Raw genomic sequence first — 16,063 nt, forward strand, 5'->3', positions numbered from 1 at the left:
CGAAAGCTTTAAATAATGATATGAAAAAACTTAAAGATATCGTTGCTCAGAAAGATATTGTGAGACAATCAAACAATTATATAAACGAGGATAGTGCACCTCAAAATATGTACAACGATACAGTTAATCATGCACAATCAATCATTGATCAAGTAGCAAACCCTACGATGTCTCATGACGAAATAGAGAATGCAATCAATAATATAAAGCATGCCATCAATGCACTCGATGGAGAACATAAATTACAACAAGCAAAAGAAAATGCAAACTTATTGATTAATAGTTTAAACGATTTAAATGCACCACAAAGAGATGCCATAAATAGATTGGTTAATAAAGCTCAAACAAGAGAAAAAGTAGCTGAACAACTTCAAAGTGCGCAAGCTCTAAATGATGCTATGAAGCATTTAAGAAACAGCATTCAAAATCAATCAACTGTAAGACAAGAGAGCAAATATATTAATGCAAGTGATGATAAAAAAGAGCAATATAATCATGCAGTTAGAGAAGTCGAAAATATTATCAATGAACAACATCCAACACTGGATAAAGAAATAATTAAGCAACTAACGGATGCTGTAAATCAAGCGAATAATGACTTAAATGGCGTTGAATTATTAGAAGCTGATAAGCAAAACGCACATCAATCTATACCTACATTGACGCACTTAAATCAAGCACAACAAAACGTATTAAATGAGAAAATTAATAGCGCAGTTACCAGAACTGAAGTTGCTGCTATTATTGGCCAAGCAAAACTACTCGATCAAGTCATGGAGAATTTAGAAGAAAGTATCAAAGATAAAGAGCAAGTTAAACAGTCAAGTAACTATATTAACGAAGACCCTGATGTTAAAGAAACATATGATAACGCCGTTAATCATGTGACAGAAATACTTAACGAAACAGTAAATCCAACGTTATCTATTGAAGATATAGAGCATGCTATCAACGAAGTTAATCAAGCGAAAAAACAACTCAGAGGTAAACAAAAACTTTATCAAACTATCGATTTAGCTGATAAAGAATTAAGTAAATTGGATGATTTAACATCACAACAAAGCAGTTCAATATCTAATCAAATATATACTGCTAAAACGAGAACAGAAGTTGCGCAAGCGATTGAAAAAGCAAAATTATTAAATCATGCAATGAAAGCACTTAACAAAGTTTATAAAAATGTAGATAAAGTGTTAGATAGTAGTCGATTCATTAACGAAGATCAACCCGAAAAAGAGGCCTATCAACAAGCTATAAATCATGTTGATTCAATCATTCATAGACAAACAAATCCTGAAATGGATCCAACAGTAATCAATAGCATAACTCATGAACTTGAAACTGCTCAAAATAACTTACATGGTGATCAGAAACTTACTCATGCACAACAAGATGCTGCTAATGCAATTAATGGTCTAATTCATCTTAACGTTGCTCAACGCGATGTCATGATAAATGCGAATACAAATGCTACAACACGCGAACAAGTTGCGAAGAACTTAGATAATGCTCAAGCTCTTGATAAAGCTATGGAAGCACTACAACAAGTAGTTGCTCATAAAAATAATATATTGAACGATAGTAAATATTTAAATGAAGATTCAAAATATCAACAACAATACGATCGAGTTATTGCTGATGCTGAACAACTACTTAATCAGACAACAAATCCAACATTAGAACCATATAAGGTCGATATTGTTAAAGATAATGTCTTAGCTAACGAAAAAATACTATTTGGTGCAGAAAAACTATCATATGACAAATCAAATGCAAATGATGAAGTTAAACATATGAATTATCTTAATAATGCACAAAAGCAATCTTTAAAAGATATGATTTCTCACGCAGCTTTAAGAACTGAAGTTAAGCAACTTCTGCAACAAGCTAAAGTCCTAGATGAAGCCATGAAATCACTTGAAGATAAAACTCAAGTAGTGATTACAGATACTACTTTGCCTAATTACACTGAAGCTTCAGAGGATAAAAAGGAAAAAGTAGACCAAACTGTTTCACATGCTCAAGCTATCATTGATAAAATAAATGGCTCAAATGTAAGTTTAGATCAAGTACAACAAGCACTAGAACAATTAACTCAAGCATCAGAAAATCTAAATGGTGATCAGCGAGTTGAAGAATCTAAAGCTCATGCTAATCAAACAATTGACCAATTAACACATCTTAATTCATTACAACAACAAACTGCGAAAGAAAGTGTTAAAAACGCAACAAAACTAGAAGAAATCGCTACTGCTAGTAACAATGCTCAGGCATTAAACAAAGTAATGGGTAAATTAGAACAATTCATTAATCATGCTGATTCTGTTGAAAATAGTGATAATTATAGACAAGCCGACGACGACAAAATTATCGCTTATGATGAAGCACTAGAACATGGACAAGATATACAAAAAACTAACGCAACCCAAAATGAAGCAAAACAGGCGTTACAACAATTAATAAATGCAGAAACATCGTTAAATGGTTTTGAAAGATTAAATTATGCTAGACCACGAGCTTTAGAATATATCAAATCACTAGATAAAATAAACAATGCTCAAAAGTCCGCTTTAGAGGATAAAGTAACGCAATCGCATGATTTATTAGAATTAGAACATCTTGTCAACGAAGGTACAAACCTCAATGACATTATGGGTGAATTAGCTAAGGCAATCGTTAATAACTATGCTCAAACCAAAGCAAGTATAAATTACATTAACGCCGACAACCAACGCAAAGATAACTTTACGCAAGCTATCAACAATGCACGTGATGTGCTTAACAAAACTCAAGGTCAGAACTTAGATTTCAATTCAATTGATACATTTAAAGATGATATATTCAAGACTAAAGATGCACTAAATGGTATTGAACGTTTAACAGCTGCAAAATCAAAAGCAGAAAAACTAATTGATAGTTTAAAATTTATTAATAAAGCTCAATTCACACATGCAAACGATGAAATTATGAATACTAATTCTATTGCACAATTGTCTAGAATCGTGAATCAAGCATTTGATTTAAATGATGCAATGAAATCTTTAAGAGATGCACTTAATAATCAAGCTCTTCCTGTCCAAGCAAGCTCAAATTATATAAATTCAGATGAAGATTTAAAACAACAATTTGACCATGCTTTAAGTAATGCTCGAAAAGTACTTGCAAAAGAAACTGGTAAAAACTTAGATGAAATACAAATTGAGGGACTCAAACAAGTGATTGAGGATACTAAAGATGCTTTAAATGGTATCCAACGTTTATCAAAAGCTAAAGATAAAGCAATTCAATATGTACAATCTTTATCTTATATCAATGATGCACAACGTCATATTGCTGAAAATAATATTCACAACTCTGATGATTTATCATCTTTAGCAAATACATTATCTAATGCTAGTGATTTAGATAATGCAATGAAAGACTTACAAGATACTATAGAAAGTAATTCATCTTCTGTTCCAAATAGTGTGAATTATATTAATGCAGATAAGAATTTACAAATTGAATTTGATGAGGCACTACAACAAGCAAGTGCAACAAGCTCTAAAACTTCAGAAAATCCAGCAACGATTGAAGAAGTATTAGGCCTTAGTCAAGCCATTTACGATACAAAAAATGCATTAAATGGTGAACAACGACTTGCAACTGAGAAAAGCAAAGATCTAAAATTAATAAAAGGATTAAAAGATTTAAATAAAGCGCAACTTGAAGATGTCACAAACAAGGTAAATGCAGCAAATACTTTAACAGAGTTATCTCAGCTCACTCAATCAACGTTAGAATTAAACGATAAAATGAAATTATTGAGAGATCAACTTAAAACCTTAGTAAATCCCGTTAAGGCAAGTTTAAATTATAGAAATGCTGATTATAATTTAAAACGTCAATTTAACAAAGCTTTAAAAGAAGCTAAAGGCGTGTTAAATAAAAATAGCGGTACAAATGTCAATATCAATGACATTCAACATCTTTTAACACAAATAGATAATGCAAAAGATCAATTAAATGGTGAACAACGTCTAAAAGAACATCAACAAAAATCTGAAGTATTTGTTATTAAAGAATTAGATATACTTAATAATGCTCAAAAAGCTGCAGTAATTAATCAGATTAGAGCGTCTAAAGACATTAAAATTATTAACCAAATTGTTGATAATGCAATTGAATTAAATGATGCTATGCAAAGTTTAAAAGAACATGTAACTCAATTAACAGCAACTACAAAAGACAACATCGAATATTTAAATGCCGATGAAGACCTAAAATTACAATATGATTACGCTATCAACTTAGCGAATAATGTTCTTGACAAAGAAAACGGTACAAATAAAGACGTTAATATCATAATTGGTATGATTCAAAATATGGATGATACTAGAGCGCTTTTAAATGGAATCGCAAGACTTAAAGATGCTCAAGCAAAAGCACATAATGACATTAAAGAAACGCTTAAACGTCAACTTGATGAAATTGAACATGCTAATGCAACATCAAACTCTAAAGATCAAGCTAAACAAATGGTAAATGAGGAAGCTAGAAAAGCGCTTTCTAATATTAATGACGCAACATCAAATGATTTAGTTAATCAAGCAAAAGATGAAGGGCAATCTGCAATTGAACACATACATGCAGATGAATTACCTAAAGCAAAACTAGATGCTAATCAAATGGTTGACCAAAAAGTTGAAAATATAAATCACTTAATTAGTCAAAATCCAAACTTATCAAATGAAGAAAAAAATAAACTAATATCTCAAATTAAGAAGTTAGTAAATGAAATTAAGAATGAAATTCATCAAGCTATAAATAAACAACAAGTAGAAAATGCTACAACAAAACTAGATGGAATCATTGATACTACTAAAAAATTAATTATCGCCAAAGCAGAAGCTAAACAAGTGATAAAAGAGTTATCACAAAAGAAACGAGATGCAATAAATAACAACACTGATTTAACACCTTCTCAAAAAGCACATGCTTTAGCAGATATTGATAAAACAGAAAAAGATGCACTTCAACATATCGAAAATTCTAATTCAATTGATGATATCAATAACAATAAAGAGCATGCATTTAATACTTTAGCCCATATTGTTATTTGGGATACTGATCAACAACCATTAGTTTTTGAACTACCTGAATTGAGCCTTCAAAATGCTCTAGTAACAAGTGAGGTGGTTGTTCACAGAGATGAAACGATTTCATTAGAAGCTATAATTGGAGCTATGACTTTAACTGATGAACTTAAAGCAAATATTGTTTCATTACCAAAGACTGATAAAGTAGCTGATCACTTAACCGCTATAGTTAAGGTTATGTTAGCTGATGGCTCATATATCACTGTAAATGTTCCAGTGAAAGTTGTAGAAAAAGAATTACAAATAGCTAAAATTGATGCTATAAAAATAATTGATGTTCTGGTAAAACAAAAAATCAAAGATATAGATTCTAATAACGAATTAACGTCTACTCAACGTGAAGATGCAAAAGCTGAAATTGAAAGATTGAAAAAGCAAGCTATCGATAAAGTGAATCATTCAAAATCGATTAAAGATATTGAAACAGTAAAACGAACTGATTTTAAAGAAATAGATCAATTTGATCCTAAACGCTTTACGCTAAATAAAGCTAAAAAGGATATCATTACTGATGTTAATACTCAAATCCAAAATGGTTTCAAAGAAATCGAAACAATAAAAGGTTTGACTTCTAAAGAAAAAACTCAGTTTGATAAACAGTTAACTGCACTACAAAAAGAATTTTTAGCAAAAGTCGATCATGCTCATAATTTAGTAGAATTAAATCAATTACATCAAGAGTTTAATAATAGATATGAACATATTATAAACAAGGCACATTTACTAGGTGAAAAACATATAGCAGAACATAAATTAGGATATGTTGTAATAAATAAAACTCAGCAAATACTAAATAATCAATCTGCTTCTTACTTTATAAAACAATGGGCACTTGATAGAATTAAACAAATTCAACTAGAAACGATGAATTCAATTCGTGATGCACATACCGTACAAGATGTACACAAAGCATTGTTACAAGGTATAGAGCAAATCATGAAAGTAAATGTAAATATTACAAATCAATCTTTCAAGGATTCTTTGCATAACTTTAATTATCTTCAATCAAAATTTGATGCTAGATTAAGAGAAAAGGATGTTGCAAACCATATCGTACAAACTGAAACATTCAAAGAAGTTCTAAAAGGAACGGGTGTTGAACCAGGTAAAACCAATAAAGAGACACAGCAACCAAAACTTCATAAGAATGATAATGATAGCCTATTCAAACATTTAGTTGATAATTTTGGCAAAACTGTAGGTGTTATCACATTAACTGGTTTACTTTCTAGTTTCTGGTTAGTTTTAGCTAAAAGACGTAAAAAAGAAGAAGAAGAAAAACAATCGATAAAAAATCATCGCAAAGACATTCGTCTTTCAGATACTGATAAAATAGATCCAATGGTAATAACTAAGCGTAAAATAGATAAAGAAGAACAAATACAAAACGATGACAAACATTCAATTCCAGTTGCTAAACGTAAGAAATCTAAAGAAAAGCAATTGAGTGAAGAGGATATTCATTCAATCCCCGTCGTTAAACGTAAACTAAATAGTGATAACAATGATACAAAACAGAAGAAAGTTGCTTCTAAAAAGAAGAAAACGCCTCGATCAACTAAAAAAGTTGTAAAAAACAAAAAGCGTTCTAAAAAGTAAAATATATCTTTAACACAGAACAAGCCCGGGACTTAATGCCTCGGGCTTGTTTTTGTGTTAATCATCGATTATTGAGTACGAACGTATTATAATAAGCTTTTCAAAGCCGAAATCTTATTGGTGAGGTTGAACAAACAATTAAATACGTAATATATCATATTAACACTTTAGATTATTGTGATGTAAGTTTGTATAGTGTTTGTTGAGCAAGTTGATTCGCTTCTTTATTTTGTTTTCGTGGAATCCATTTCACAAACATCAAATCAAAACTTTGCTCTAAGATTTCTATGTTTTCAAAATAAACTTTAAACTTAGTATTTTTAACTTTACCTTGTAGCATACTATCTTCAATTAATTTTGAATCAGTATAAAGTAACGCGTTAGATACTTTTAATTCGCGTGCATGTTCCAAAGCGTGCAACATTGCTGCCCATTCTGCACTATGATTATCCATTTCACCTAAATCATGGGTAAATGCATATCTTTGTGAATTTTCTTTTATAATAATCGCACAAGCACTTCGGCCGGGATTTCCTTTAGTCGCAGCATCAAAATGTATTTTAGCCATTACTTTTACTCCTCTTCAGAATTGTCTACTCGCTAAAATGTATCTATTATATTGTATCAAACTAAAAAGACGAAACGCTAAAAATTAAATCAAAAACAAACAGAACCTAAGATAACATATATACTACAGGTTCTGCTAACAAATAGGGCATTGATGTCCATATTGAGCCCTAATATTAAGATTTATTTAACTTTGGTCGTACGTCCTATCATTGAAAATTTCACTTGGAATTTCTACGGACAAATCAAATTGAATTTCGAAGCTAGTTCAGCACAAGGAATTCTGTTTCGTTTTTTTGTATATCTACATATCGAATACAATAAATATTAATACCCATTATCTAATTGTTCTATCTTTCCTTTTCGATATAGTGACTTAGCAATATATCCAAATGGTACATTAAAAATTGTTGACACTAATTTTAACAGGTAAGTTGTAATAAATATTTCAAAAACAGCAGTACCTGGCATAGTACCAATAAAAGCAATTGAAACAAATAAACCGGTATCAATAATAGAACTTAAAATGGTACTACCGTATGCTCTAATAATAAAGGTTTTATCAGAGCTAAATATCTTTTTAATCATACTGAATATAAATACATCAATATGTTGGCCTATGATATAAGCAATAATGGAACCAATAGCAATTCTAGGCACTAAATCAAAAATCATTTTTAATGAGTTTTGCGCATTGTCTACTGGAGCAGGAATAAAATGCAATGACATTTGCATGACTATAATCATTACTAAGGTTGAAGAGAAACCAAGCCACACTGCTCTTTTAGCAACTTTACGACCATAGATGTCATTTAATATATCAGTAGCTAAATATATAGAAGCAAACATGACATTTCCAAGCGTAGCCGTAATACCAAAAATATGAACTGCTTTTATGACCTGTATATTAGCGATAATCGTTCCTATTGCTACCCAAGCAATTAGTCCTTGTTTACCAAAGCAGCGATACATCAGTACCATTAAAGCGAATGTAACAATAAATGACGCAATACCAAATATTTCATTATACATATCATTTTCCTCCTAAATTTTGTTAAAGCGGGTGTTTAGAAACCGCCAAAATTAACTATACTAGTTTACTTAAAATTTATCTTTAATGCAATGCTAAAAAAGAAGAGTAAATAAATATTAACTTAAACCAACATCTAAGTTATCAATTTTCTCAAAACTAAAATTGATTATTTCAAATTCCCAACTTATAAATGCTATAATACAAACATGTGAAATGAGTATATATTATAAATAGTCTATAGCTAAGGGAAGTGGAAGCTATACTCACTTATACAGAACAACAAGCAATTCAACACATCGACCAATTGATGAATATTTATTGTCACCAATGTCCATTAAAAAAGCACAATAGAAAAACTCACGGTAAAACACAAGCACATCATTTTTGTATAAATGAATGCACGGTCGGTAAACAAATTAAACAAATTGGTAATGAGTTACAATAGGAGGATGTCACATGGAGATTATAGCAATTTCAGAAACACCTAATCATAATACAATGAAAGTTTCTTTGAGTGAACCACGTCAAGATAACTCATCAACAACATATACTGCCGCTCAAGAAGGTCAACCTGAATTTATTAACGAATTATTTGAAATAGAAGGTGTTAAATCAATATTTTATGTTTTGGATTTTATATCAATTGATAAAGAAGATAACGCTAACTGGAATGAATTATTACCACAAATAGAAAACACGTTCGCTAAAAGCAATTAATTTTCTATATAGTACAATTAGAAACAATTTATAGTAGAGGAGCATTTTATGATGAATGGGTACGAAGCTTATATGAAAGAACTTGCACAACAAATGAGAGCTGAATTAACAGACAATGGATTCACAAGTCTTGAAACGAGTAATGATGTCAATCAGTATATGCAAAATATAGATAATGATGATACAACATTTGTTGTAATCAACTCAACATGCGGTTGCGCTGCAGGATTAGCGCGTCCAGCAGCTGTTGCAGTTGCAGAACAAAATGAAGTAAAACCAGATCATAAAGTAACCGTATTTGCAGGTCAAGATAAAGAAGCAACACAAACAATGAGAGATTACATCCAACAAGTTCCTTCAAGTCCCTCATACGCATTATTTAAAGGTCAACATTTAGTTCATTTTATACCTCGAGAACATATTGAAGGGCGCGACATCAATGATATAGCTATGGATTTAAAAGATGCTTTTGACGATAATTGTCAATAAACTTAATATTGTCTAGCTATATCAAAGAATCACTAAAACTAATATCATTCACTAGAGTGGGACAGTCGATTCAACATGAATCCTGTCCTATTTTTTTCAATTACAATCATACTTACATATTAAATGTAATTGTTCTTTAACTCATTCTATTTGATTACTTTCTCTACCAACGATTATGTAAAAAATTGAGGTGCACCATTCATGTTTTTAGCTTGGAATGAAATAAAAAGAAATAAAATTAAATTCAGTTTAGTCATTGGCATATTAGTACTTATAAGTTATTTATTATTCCTACTGTCTGGACTTGCAAACGGCCTTATTAAAATGAATACTGAAGGTATAGAAAAGTGGAATGCAGACGCTATCATATTAAAAAAAGATGCTAATCAAACTGTAGAGCAATCCTTATTCAATATATCCAAAGTCCAAAAAACTTATGAACAATCAACCACATTAAAACAACAAGGGGTCATTATCTCAAACCATCATCAGGAAGAAAACGCGTTACTTTTTGGCGTTACACACAAATCATTTTTAATCCCTCCTATAATTAAAGGTCATCAAGTTGAGAGCTCAAATGAAGCAGTCATTGATCAAACATTAGCTGATAAGGGGTTCAAAATAGGTGACATCTTATCTTTATCCCAATCAGATGAAAAGCTAGAAGTGGTAGGTATTGTAGAAAGTGCTAAATATAATGCTTCACCCGTGCTATTCTCTAATAATAAAACCATTGAGAAACTTAATCCCAAATTATCAAAAGATAAAACAAATGCCATAGTAGTCAAAGACTCAAATTGGAAAAATCATAAACTTAACAAAGATTTAGAAAGTATTTCAATCTCGCAGTTTATTAAAAATCTTCCTGGCTATAAAGCTCAAAATTTAACTTTGAACTTTATGATCGTTTTTTTATTTATAATTTCAGCAACAGTTATTGGCGTATTCTTATATGTTATAACGCTCCAAAAAACACACTTATTTGGTGTACTTAAAGCACAAGGCTTTACCAACGGCTATTTAGCAAAAATGGTTTTTGCTCAAACTTTCATATTATCTTTAATTGGAACAATCATTGGATTTCTCTTAACACTATTAACAGGTACATTTCTGCCGAGTGTCGTTCCAATTCATTTTAATTTATTAACGATGTTGATATATGGAATTGTTCTTATCATTATTTCTTTATTAGGCAGTCTATTTTCTGTTCTGTCTATAATAAAAATAAATCCACTTAAAGCAATTGGATAGAAAGGAATCATAAACATGTTAGAGTTCAAACAAGTGAGCAAATCTTTCAGAGACGGCAATCAAATAATTCAGGCAGTAAAACCTACCGATTTAAAAATAATTCAGGGTGAACTGATTGCTATTGTGGGACCCTCAGGTTCAGGGAAAAGTACATTTTTAACTATGGCTGGCGCCTTACAACGACCTACTTCAGGAAATATTTACATCAATAACAAAAATATATCAATATTATCTGAAAAGCACTTATCAAAAATAAGGATTAACGAAATAGGTTTTATATTACAATCGACGAATCTCGTGCCTTTTTTAACAATCGAACAACAATTCAAACTTCTTGGCAAATATAAAAAAGATACATTAAGTGAAGATGGATATCAAAAGTTGGTTAAACAGCTAAATTTATCGGATATTACCAATCAATTACCAAATCAAATATCCGGTGGTCAAAAACAGCGTGTGGCAATAGCTAAAGCTATCTACACAAATCCATCAATCATACTAGCAGATGAACCTACCGCTTCACTAGATACGAATAATGCAATGGCTGTAATGAAAATACTTCAAGAACAAACGAAAGAAAGAAATAAAACATGTGTGATTGTTACTCATGATGAACGTTTAACTCATTTTTGTGATAAAACATATTTCATGGAGGATGGACTTCTTTCACTCCAATAGAAATAAAATATTCATAATTACTTGCATTTCATATTTGAAATTCCCGAGTCAACATTTGTTGTGACTCGGTTTTTTTATAAAAAAACAGTCCATTGAGTCTTTAAAAAATCTTATGTAAGAAAATTTCACAACTCAAATTCATATTGTCAAGATTGAACAACCAATTCAACACATTCCCATTTATTAATTTGTTTTATATGAGATATTTTACATAAAAGATTTAAAATTTTATAAACTCAAAACCCTCTCTCTTCTATCGATACATCTTTTCTAGTATAATGTTCATTAAGATAATACATATTTTTATAAGGAGTTGTACGCATGTATAATCCATTCGACGAAGCTTATCATGGCTTATGCGAAGAGATATTAGAAATAGGGAATAGACGCGATGATCGCACACATACAGGGACAATTTCCAAATTTGGGCATCAATTGCGTTTCGATTTAACCAAAGGGTTTCCTTTACTTACAACCAAAAAGGTTTCTTTTAAATTAGTAGCAACTGAATTATTATGGTTTATTAAAGGAGATACAAACATTCAATACCTACTTAAATATAATAACAATATATGGAATGAATGGGCTTTTGAAAATTATGTTCAGTCTAATGATTATCATGGACCAGACATGACAGATTTTGGACATCGTTCTCAGCAAGACCCTGAATTTAACGAGCAGTATAAAGAAGAAATGAAAAAATTTAAAGAACGTATATTAAACGATGATGCATTTGCTAAAAAATATGGCAACCTAGGGAATGTTTATGGTAAACAATGGAGAGATTGGGAAGATAAAAATGGTAATCATTATGATCAATTAAAATCAGTTATACAACAAATTAAAAACAATCCAAACTCTCGACGACACATTGTTTCAGCATGGAATCCTACTGAAATCGATTCAATGGCATTACCACCTTGCCACACAATGTTTCAATTTTATGTACAAGAGGGTAAATTAAATTGTCAATTATATCAAAGAAGTGCTGATATATTTTTAGGTGTTCCCTTCAATATTGCAAGTTATGCTTTATTGACACATCTTGTTGCAAAAGAATGTGGACTTGAAGTGGGTGAATTCATTCATACGTTTGGAGATGCACATATTTATTCCAATCATATGGATGCAATACATACTCAATTATCAAGAGAAAGTTATCTACCACCTCAATTAAAAATTAATACAGATAAATCAATTTTTGATATTAATTATGAAGATTTAGAATTGATAAATTATGAATCACACCCTGCTATTAAAGCACCTATTGCGGTATAAAAAATGCATTAATATTTCGCATACAGAAAGGAGGTATACCATGACATTATCAATAATTGTCGCTCACGATAAACAAAGAGTCATTGGGTACCAAAATCAATTACCATGGCATTTACCAAATGATTTAAAGCATGTTAAACAACTGACCACTGGAAATACACTTGTAATGGGTCGAAAAACTTTTAATTCTATCGGGAAACCACTGCCAAATAGACGTAACGTTGTGCTCACTAACCAAGCTTCATTTCACCATGAAGGGGTAGATGTTATAAACTCTCTTGATGAAATTAAAGAGTTATCTGGTCATGTTTTTATATTTGGAGGACAAACGTTATTCGAAGCAATGATTGACCAGGTAGATGATATGTATATCACAGTAATAGATGGGAAGTTTCAAGGAGACACTTTCTTTCCACCGTACACATTCGAAAACTGGGAGGTCGAATCTTCAGTGGAAGGTCAACTAGATGAAAAAAATACTATACCGCATACATTCTTACATTTAGTGCGTAGAAAAGGGGAATAGGAGGCAATTATGGCTAAACAAATTATCGTCACAGATTCAACCTCTGATTTATCACATGAATATTTAAAACAACATAACATTCATGTTATACCATTAAGCCTGACAATCGACGGAAAATCTTACACTGATCAAGTTGATATCTCTTCAAGTGAGTATATCGATTATATTGAAAATGATGCAGACGTCAAAACAAGTCAACCACCTATTGGTCGATTTATTGAAACATATGAGCAATTAGCTCAAGATGACGTTGAAATTATAAGTATTCATCTTTCGTCAGGTTTAAGTGGTACTTATAATACTGCTGTTCAAGCGAGTCATATGGTAGATGGTAATATCACAGTGATTGATTCTAAATCTATTTCGTTTGGGTTAGGTTATCAAATTAAGCAAATTGTTGAATTAATAAGTCAAGGTACATCAACAGAAAAAATAGTGGAAGAAATGACACAATTACGTGATAACTTGCAACTGTTTGTGGTTATCGGTCAGCTTAATCAACTCATTAAAGGTGGCAGGATAAGTAAAACAAAAGGTTTAATTGGAAACATTATGAAAATTAAGCCAATCGGAACTTTAAGAGATGGTCAACTTGAACTAGTGCATAATTCTAGAACTCAAAACTCTAGTGTCCAATATTTAAAAAAAGAAATTACAGATTTTGTTAAAGATCATAAAATTAAATCAATAGGGATTGCTCACGCCAACGTTAAAGATTTCGTTGATAAAATCAAAAAATCATTTACAGAATCATTTGATTTTAACCAATTTGATATTAATGTAACAACTCCAGTGATTTCGACGCACACTGGACAAGGTGCTATTGGACTTGTGGTATTAAGAGATACGTTGAACTAAGTTGTCACAAAATCACATATAAGATTCTGAGTTAAATACTTTAAATTCCCGACAATATAGCGTAAATTTAAACAAACAGATAACTTAAGGAGGGAATATAACATGGCATATGCAACACTAGCTGGAGGTTGTTTTTGGTGCATGGTTAAACCCTTCACCTCATATCCTGGAATAAAATCAGTCGTTTCCGGATATAGTGGAGGACATGTAGAAAATCCAACATACGAACAGGTATGCACAAATCAAACAGGGCATGTGGAAGCTGTACAGATTGAATATGATCCTGATATTACAACATTTGAAAATATATTAGACGTTTATTTTAAAACGTTTGACCCAACTGATGACGGAGGGCAGTTCTTTGATAGGGGTGAAAGCTATCAACCTGTCATTTTTTATCATGATGAGAATCAACGCAAAGCTGCCGAGTTAAAGAAACAACAAATTGACGAAGAGGGTATCTTTAAAAAACCGGTTATCACACCGATTAAACCATATAAAAATTTCTATCCTGCAGAAGAATATCATCAAGATTACTACAAAAAGAATCCTACGCATTATGAACAATACCAACGTGGATCTGGTAGAAAAGCATTTATCGAATCACACTGGGGGTCTCAAAATGATTAAAAAAAACAAAGATGAACTGAATGACATGGAGTATCTAGTTACTCAAGAAAATGGTACTGAACCTCCGTTTCAAAACGAGTATTGGAATCACTTTGAAAAAGGAATTTACGTTGATAAATTGTCCGGCAAACCATTATTTACTTCAGAGGATAAATTTGAATCTAATTGCGGTTGGCCAAGTTTCTCCAAAGCATTAAATGATGATGAAATCGTAGAACTTGTTGATAAATCATTTGGTATGATTAGAACTGAAGTTCGATCAGAAAAAGCGAATAGCCACTTGGGGCATGTTTTTAATGACGGACCTAAAGAAAAAGGTGGTTTAAGATACTGTATTAACTCTGCTGCGATTCAGTTTATACCTTATGATAAACTAGAAGAGTTAGGATATGGAGATTTAATTAAACATTTCAAAAAATAGGAGTGCATTTACATGTTTAAAAAGTTATTTGGAAAAGGTAAAGAAATTGACAAAAACATTAAAATCTACGCACCTTTGACAGGTGAGTATGTCAAGATTGAAGATATTCCTGATCCAGTCTTTGCGCAAAAAATGATGGGAGAAGGCTTTGGTATTAATCCTACAGAGGGTGAGGTTGTTTCACCGATTGAAGGCAAAGTCGATAATGTTTTTCCAACAAAACATGCTGTAGGGTTAAAAGCCGAAAATGGATTAGAGTTATTAGTTCATATCGGATTAGATACCGTTCAATTGGATGGCAAAGGGTTTGAAGTACTTGTTGAAAGTGGGGATGACATTAAAATAGGTGATCCTCTTATACGTTTTGACTTAGAATATATTAATAATAATGCAAAATCTATTATTTCCCCTATTATTATTACAAACTCTGATCAAACTGAATCAATTCATATTGAAGACGTACAAGCAGTAGTTAAAGGGGAAACACAAGTTATTGATGTGACAGTAAGCTAATGGTTAAGAATTATTCATTTTATCAATTTATTATGACCGTGCGTGGAAGAAAAGATGATAAAGGGGTTTTTGCTGAGCAAATTTTTGAAGACCTTGCCTTTCCAAAACACGAAGATGATTTTAATACATTATCTGAATATATTGAGACACATAGCGAATTCACCCTACCAATGTCTGTATTTGATGACTTGTATGATGACTATACGGAATGGTTGAAGTTTTAAATTCTTTTCACTAATAAATATTGATAGAGCCTGGGACACGACTCATTGTCTCAGGTGTTTTAATGTAAAGGGATTCAAACTCTACACTTTTTTAGTTATAACTTTTGTTTGACGTACACAGAATAATTACACTGTTTTCTC

15 protein-coding genes (1 of these 15 running past the window's edge) are annotated in these 16,063 nt (G+C 31.3%); 13 read left to right on the plus strand and 2 right to left on the minus strand.

What is annotated here, in order from left to right:
• Positions 1–6,737 carry the 3' end of a hyperosmolarity resistance protein Ebh gene (gene ebh, locus HMPREF2663_RS05275; protein WP_070845923.1) on the plus strand. It extends 23,710 nt beyond the left edge of the window, so only the last 6,737 of its 30,447 coding nucleotides appear in the window; the start codon falls outside the window, past its left edge; the stop codon is at positions 6,735–6,737.
• 172 nt (positions 6,738–6,909) lie between these two features.
• Here ebh and HMPREF2663_RS05280 read toward each other — a convergent pair whose 3' ends face one another.
• The gene (locus HMPREF2663_RS05280) at positions 6,910–7,305 is read right to left on the minus strand and encodes a ribonuclease HI family protein (protein ID WP_002476104.1); all 396 of its coding nucleotides are present in this window, start codon (positions 7,303–7,305) and stop codon (positions 6,910–6,912) included.
• Positions 7,306–7,631: 326 nt separating this feature from the next.
• Positions 7,632–8,336 (minus strand): queuosine precursor transporter, encoded by a 705-nt coding sequence (locus HMPREF2663_RS05285; protein ID WP_002446448.1) that lies wholly within the window; start codon positions 8,334–8,336, stop codon positions 7,632–7,634.
• A gap of 251 nt (positions 8,337–8,587) precedes the next feature.
• Here HMPREF2663_RS05285 and HMPREF2663_RS05290 point away from each other — a divergent pair, with 251 nt between their 5' ends.
• The 12 genes from HMPREF2663_RS05290 (at position 8,588) to HMPREF2663_RS05345 (ending at position 15,922) form a co-directional block, all read left to right on the plus strand.
• On the plus strand, positions 8,588–8,782 hold the full coding sequence (locus HMPREF2663_RS05290; protein ID WP_002446447.1) for a zinc-finger domain-containing protein: 195 nt from the start codon (positions 8,588–8,590) through the stop codon (positions 8,780–8,782).
• An 11-nt stretch (positions 8,783–8,793) separates the two neighbouring features.
• Positions 8,794–9,054 carry a NifU N-terminal domain-containing protein gene (locus tag HMPREF2663_RS05295; RefSeq protein ID WP_002489988.1) on the plus strand — a complete coding sequence of 87 codons (261 nt, stop codon included), beginning with the start codon at positions 8,794–8,796 and terminating at the stop codon, positions 9,052–9,054.
• A 51-nt stretch (positions 9,055–9,105) separates the two neighbouring features.
• Complete coding sequence (gene brxA, locus HMPREF2663_RS05300) at positions 9,106–9,543, plus strand: bacilliredoxin BrxA (RefSeq protein ID WP_038399487.1); 438 nt, start codon at positions 9,106–9,108, stop codon at positions 9,541–9,543.
• Positions 9,544–9,744: 201 nt separating this feature from the next.
• A complete protein-coding gene (locus HMPREF2663_RS05305; protein ID WP_070845925.1) occupies positions 9,745–10,794 on the plus strand; it encodes an ABC transporter permease in 1,050 nt (349 codons plus the stop codon).
• A 15-nt stretch (positions 10,795–10,809) separates the two neighbouring features.
• Positions 10,810–11,472, plus strand: a complete 663-nt coding sequence (locus HMPREF2663_RS05310; RefSeq protein ID WP_002446445.1) for an ABC transporter ATP-binding protein — start codon at positions 10,810–10,812, stop codon at positions 11,470–11,472.
• A gap of 321 nt (positions 11,473–11,793) precedes the next feature.
• Positions 11,794–12,750 (plus strand): thymidylate synthase, encoded by a 957-nt coding sequence (locus HMPREF2663_RS05315; RefSeq protein WP_002446444.1) that lies wholly within the window; start codon positions 11,794–11,796, stop codon positions 12,748–12,750.
• Positions 12,751–12,790: 40 nt separating this feature from the next.
• Positions 12,791–13,276: a trimethoprim-sensitive dihydrofolate reductase DfrC gene (gene dfrC, locus HMPREF2663_RS05320; protein WP_002476114.1), complete on the plus strand. Its 486-nt coding sequence runs from the start codon at positions 12,791–12,793 to the stop codon at positions 13,274–13,276.
• 9 nt (positions 13,277–13,285) lie between these two features.
• Positions 13,286–14,134: a fatty acid kinase binding subunit FakB2 gene (gene fakB2, locus HMPREF2663_RS05325; protein WP_002446442.1), complete on the plus strand. Its 849-nt coding sequence runs from the start codon at positions 13,286–13,288 to the stop codon at positions 14,132–14,134.
• Positions 14,135–14,236: 102 nt separating this feature from the next.
• The gene (gene msrA, locus HMPREF2663_RS05330; protein WP_002457665.1) at positions 14,237–14,764 is read left to right on the plus strand and encodes a peptide-methionine (S)-S-oxide reductase MsrA; all 528 of its coding nucleotides are present in this window, start codon (positions 14,237–14,239) and stop codon (positions 14,762–14,764) included.
• Entirely contained in the window at positions 14,757–15,185 is a 429-nt protein-coding gene (msrB, locus tag HMPREF2663_RS05335) for a peptide-methionine (R)-S-oxide reductase MsrB (RefSeq protein WP_002490000.1), read from the plus strand. The genes msrA and msrB overlap by 8 nt, the downstream gene beginning before the upstream one ends.
• Before the next feature lie 12 nt (positions 15,186–15,197).
• Positions 15,198–15,698: a PTS sugar transporter subunit IIA gene (locus HMPREF2663_RS05340; RefSeq protein ID WP_002446439.1), complete on the plus strand. Its 501-nt coding sequence runs from the start codon at positions 15,198–15,200 to the stop codon at positions 15,696–15,698.
• Positions 15,698–15,922, plus strand: coding sequence for a YozE family protein (locus tag HMPREF2663_RS05345; RefSeq protein ID WP_001831241.1), 225 nt, complete (start codon positions 15,698–15,700; stop codon positions 15,920–15,922). The genes HMPREF2663_RS05340 and HMPREF2663_RS05345 overlap by 1 nt, the downstream gene beginning before the upstream one ends.
• Positions 15,923–16,063: the final 141 nt, after the last annotated feature.

Origin of the sequence: Staphylococcus sp. HMSC077D08, from assembly GCF_001837945.1 — a bacterium.
Classification (GTDB): Bacteria; Bacillota; Bacilli; order Staphylococcales; family Staphylococcaceae; genus Staphylococcus; species Staphylococcus epidermidis.

Bases quoted from the DNA above. Each gene is read 5' to 3' on its own strand.
- HMPREF2663_RS05295 (WP_002489988.1), top strand. From the start codon at position 8,794: ATGGAGATTATAGCAATTTCAGAAACACCTAATCATAATACAATGAAA.
- fakB2 (WP_002446442.1), top strand. From the start codon at position 13,286: ATGGCTAAACAAATTATCGTCACAGATTCAACCTCTGATTTATCACAT.
- HMPREF2663_RS05315 (WP_002446444.1), top strand. From the start codon at position 11,794: ATGTATAATCCATTCGACGAAGCTTATCATGGCTTATGCGAAGAGATA.
- msrB (WP_002490000.1), top strand. From the start codon at position 14,757: ATGATTAAAAAAAACAAAGATGAACTGAATGACATGGAGTATCTAGTT.
- HMPREF2663_RS05340 (WP_002446439.1), top strand. From the start codon at position 15,198: ATGTTTAAAAAGTTATTTGGAAAAGGTAAAGAAATTGACAAAAACATT.
- brxA (WP_038399487.1), top strand. From the start codon at position 9,106: ATGAATGGGTACGAAGCTTATATGAAAGAACTTGCACAACAAATGAGA.
- HMPREF2663_RS05345 (WP_001831241.1), top strand. From the start codon at position 15,698: ATGGTTAAGAATTATTCATTTTATCAATTTATTATGACCGTGCGTGGA.
- msrA (WP_002457665.1), top strand. From the start codon at position 14,237: ATGGCATATGCAACACTAGCTGGAGGTTGTTTTTGGTGCATGGTTAAA.
- HMPREF2663_RS05305 (WP_070845925.1), top strand. From the start codon at position 9,745: ATGTTTTTAGCTTGGAATGAAATAAAAAGAAATAAAATTAAATTCAGT.
- HMPREF2663_RS05285 (WP_002446448.1), bottom strand. From the start codon at position 8,336: ATGTATAATGAAATATTTGGTATTGCGTCATTTATTGTTACATTCGCT.
- HMPREF2663_RS05310 (WP_002446445.1), top strand. From the start codon at position 10,810: ATGTTAGAGTTCAAACAAGTGAGCAAATCTTTCAGAGACGGCAATCAA.
- dfrC (WP_002476114.1), top strand. From the start codon at position 12,791: ATGACATTATCAATAATTGTCGCTCACGATAAACAAAGAGTCATTGGG.
- HMPREF2663_RS05280 (WP_002476104.1), bottom strand. From the start codon at position 7,305: ATGGCTAAAATACATTTTGATGCTGCGACTAAAGGAAATCCCGGCCGA.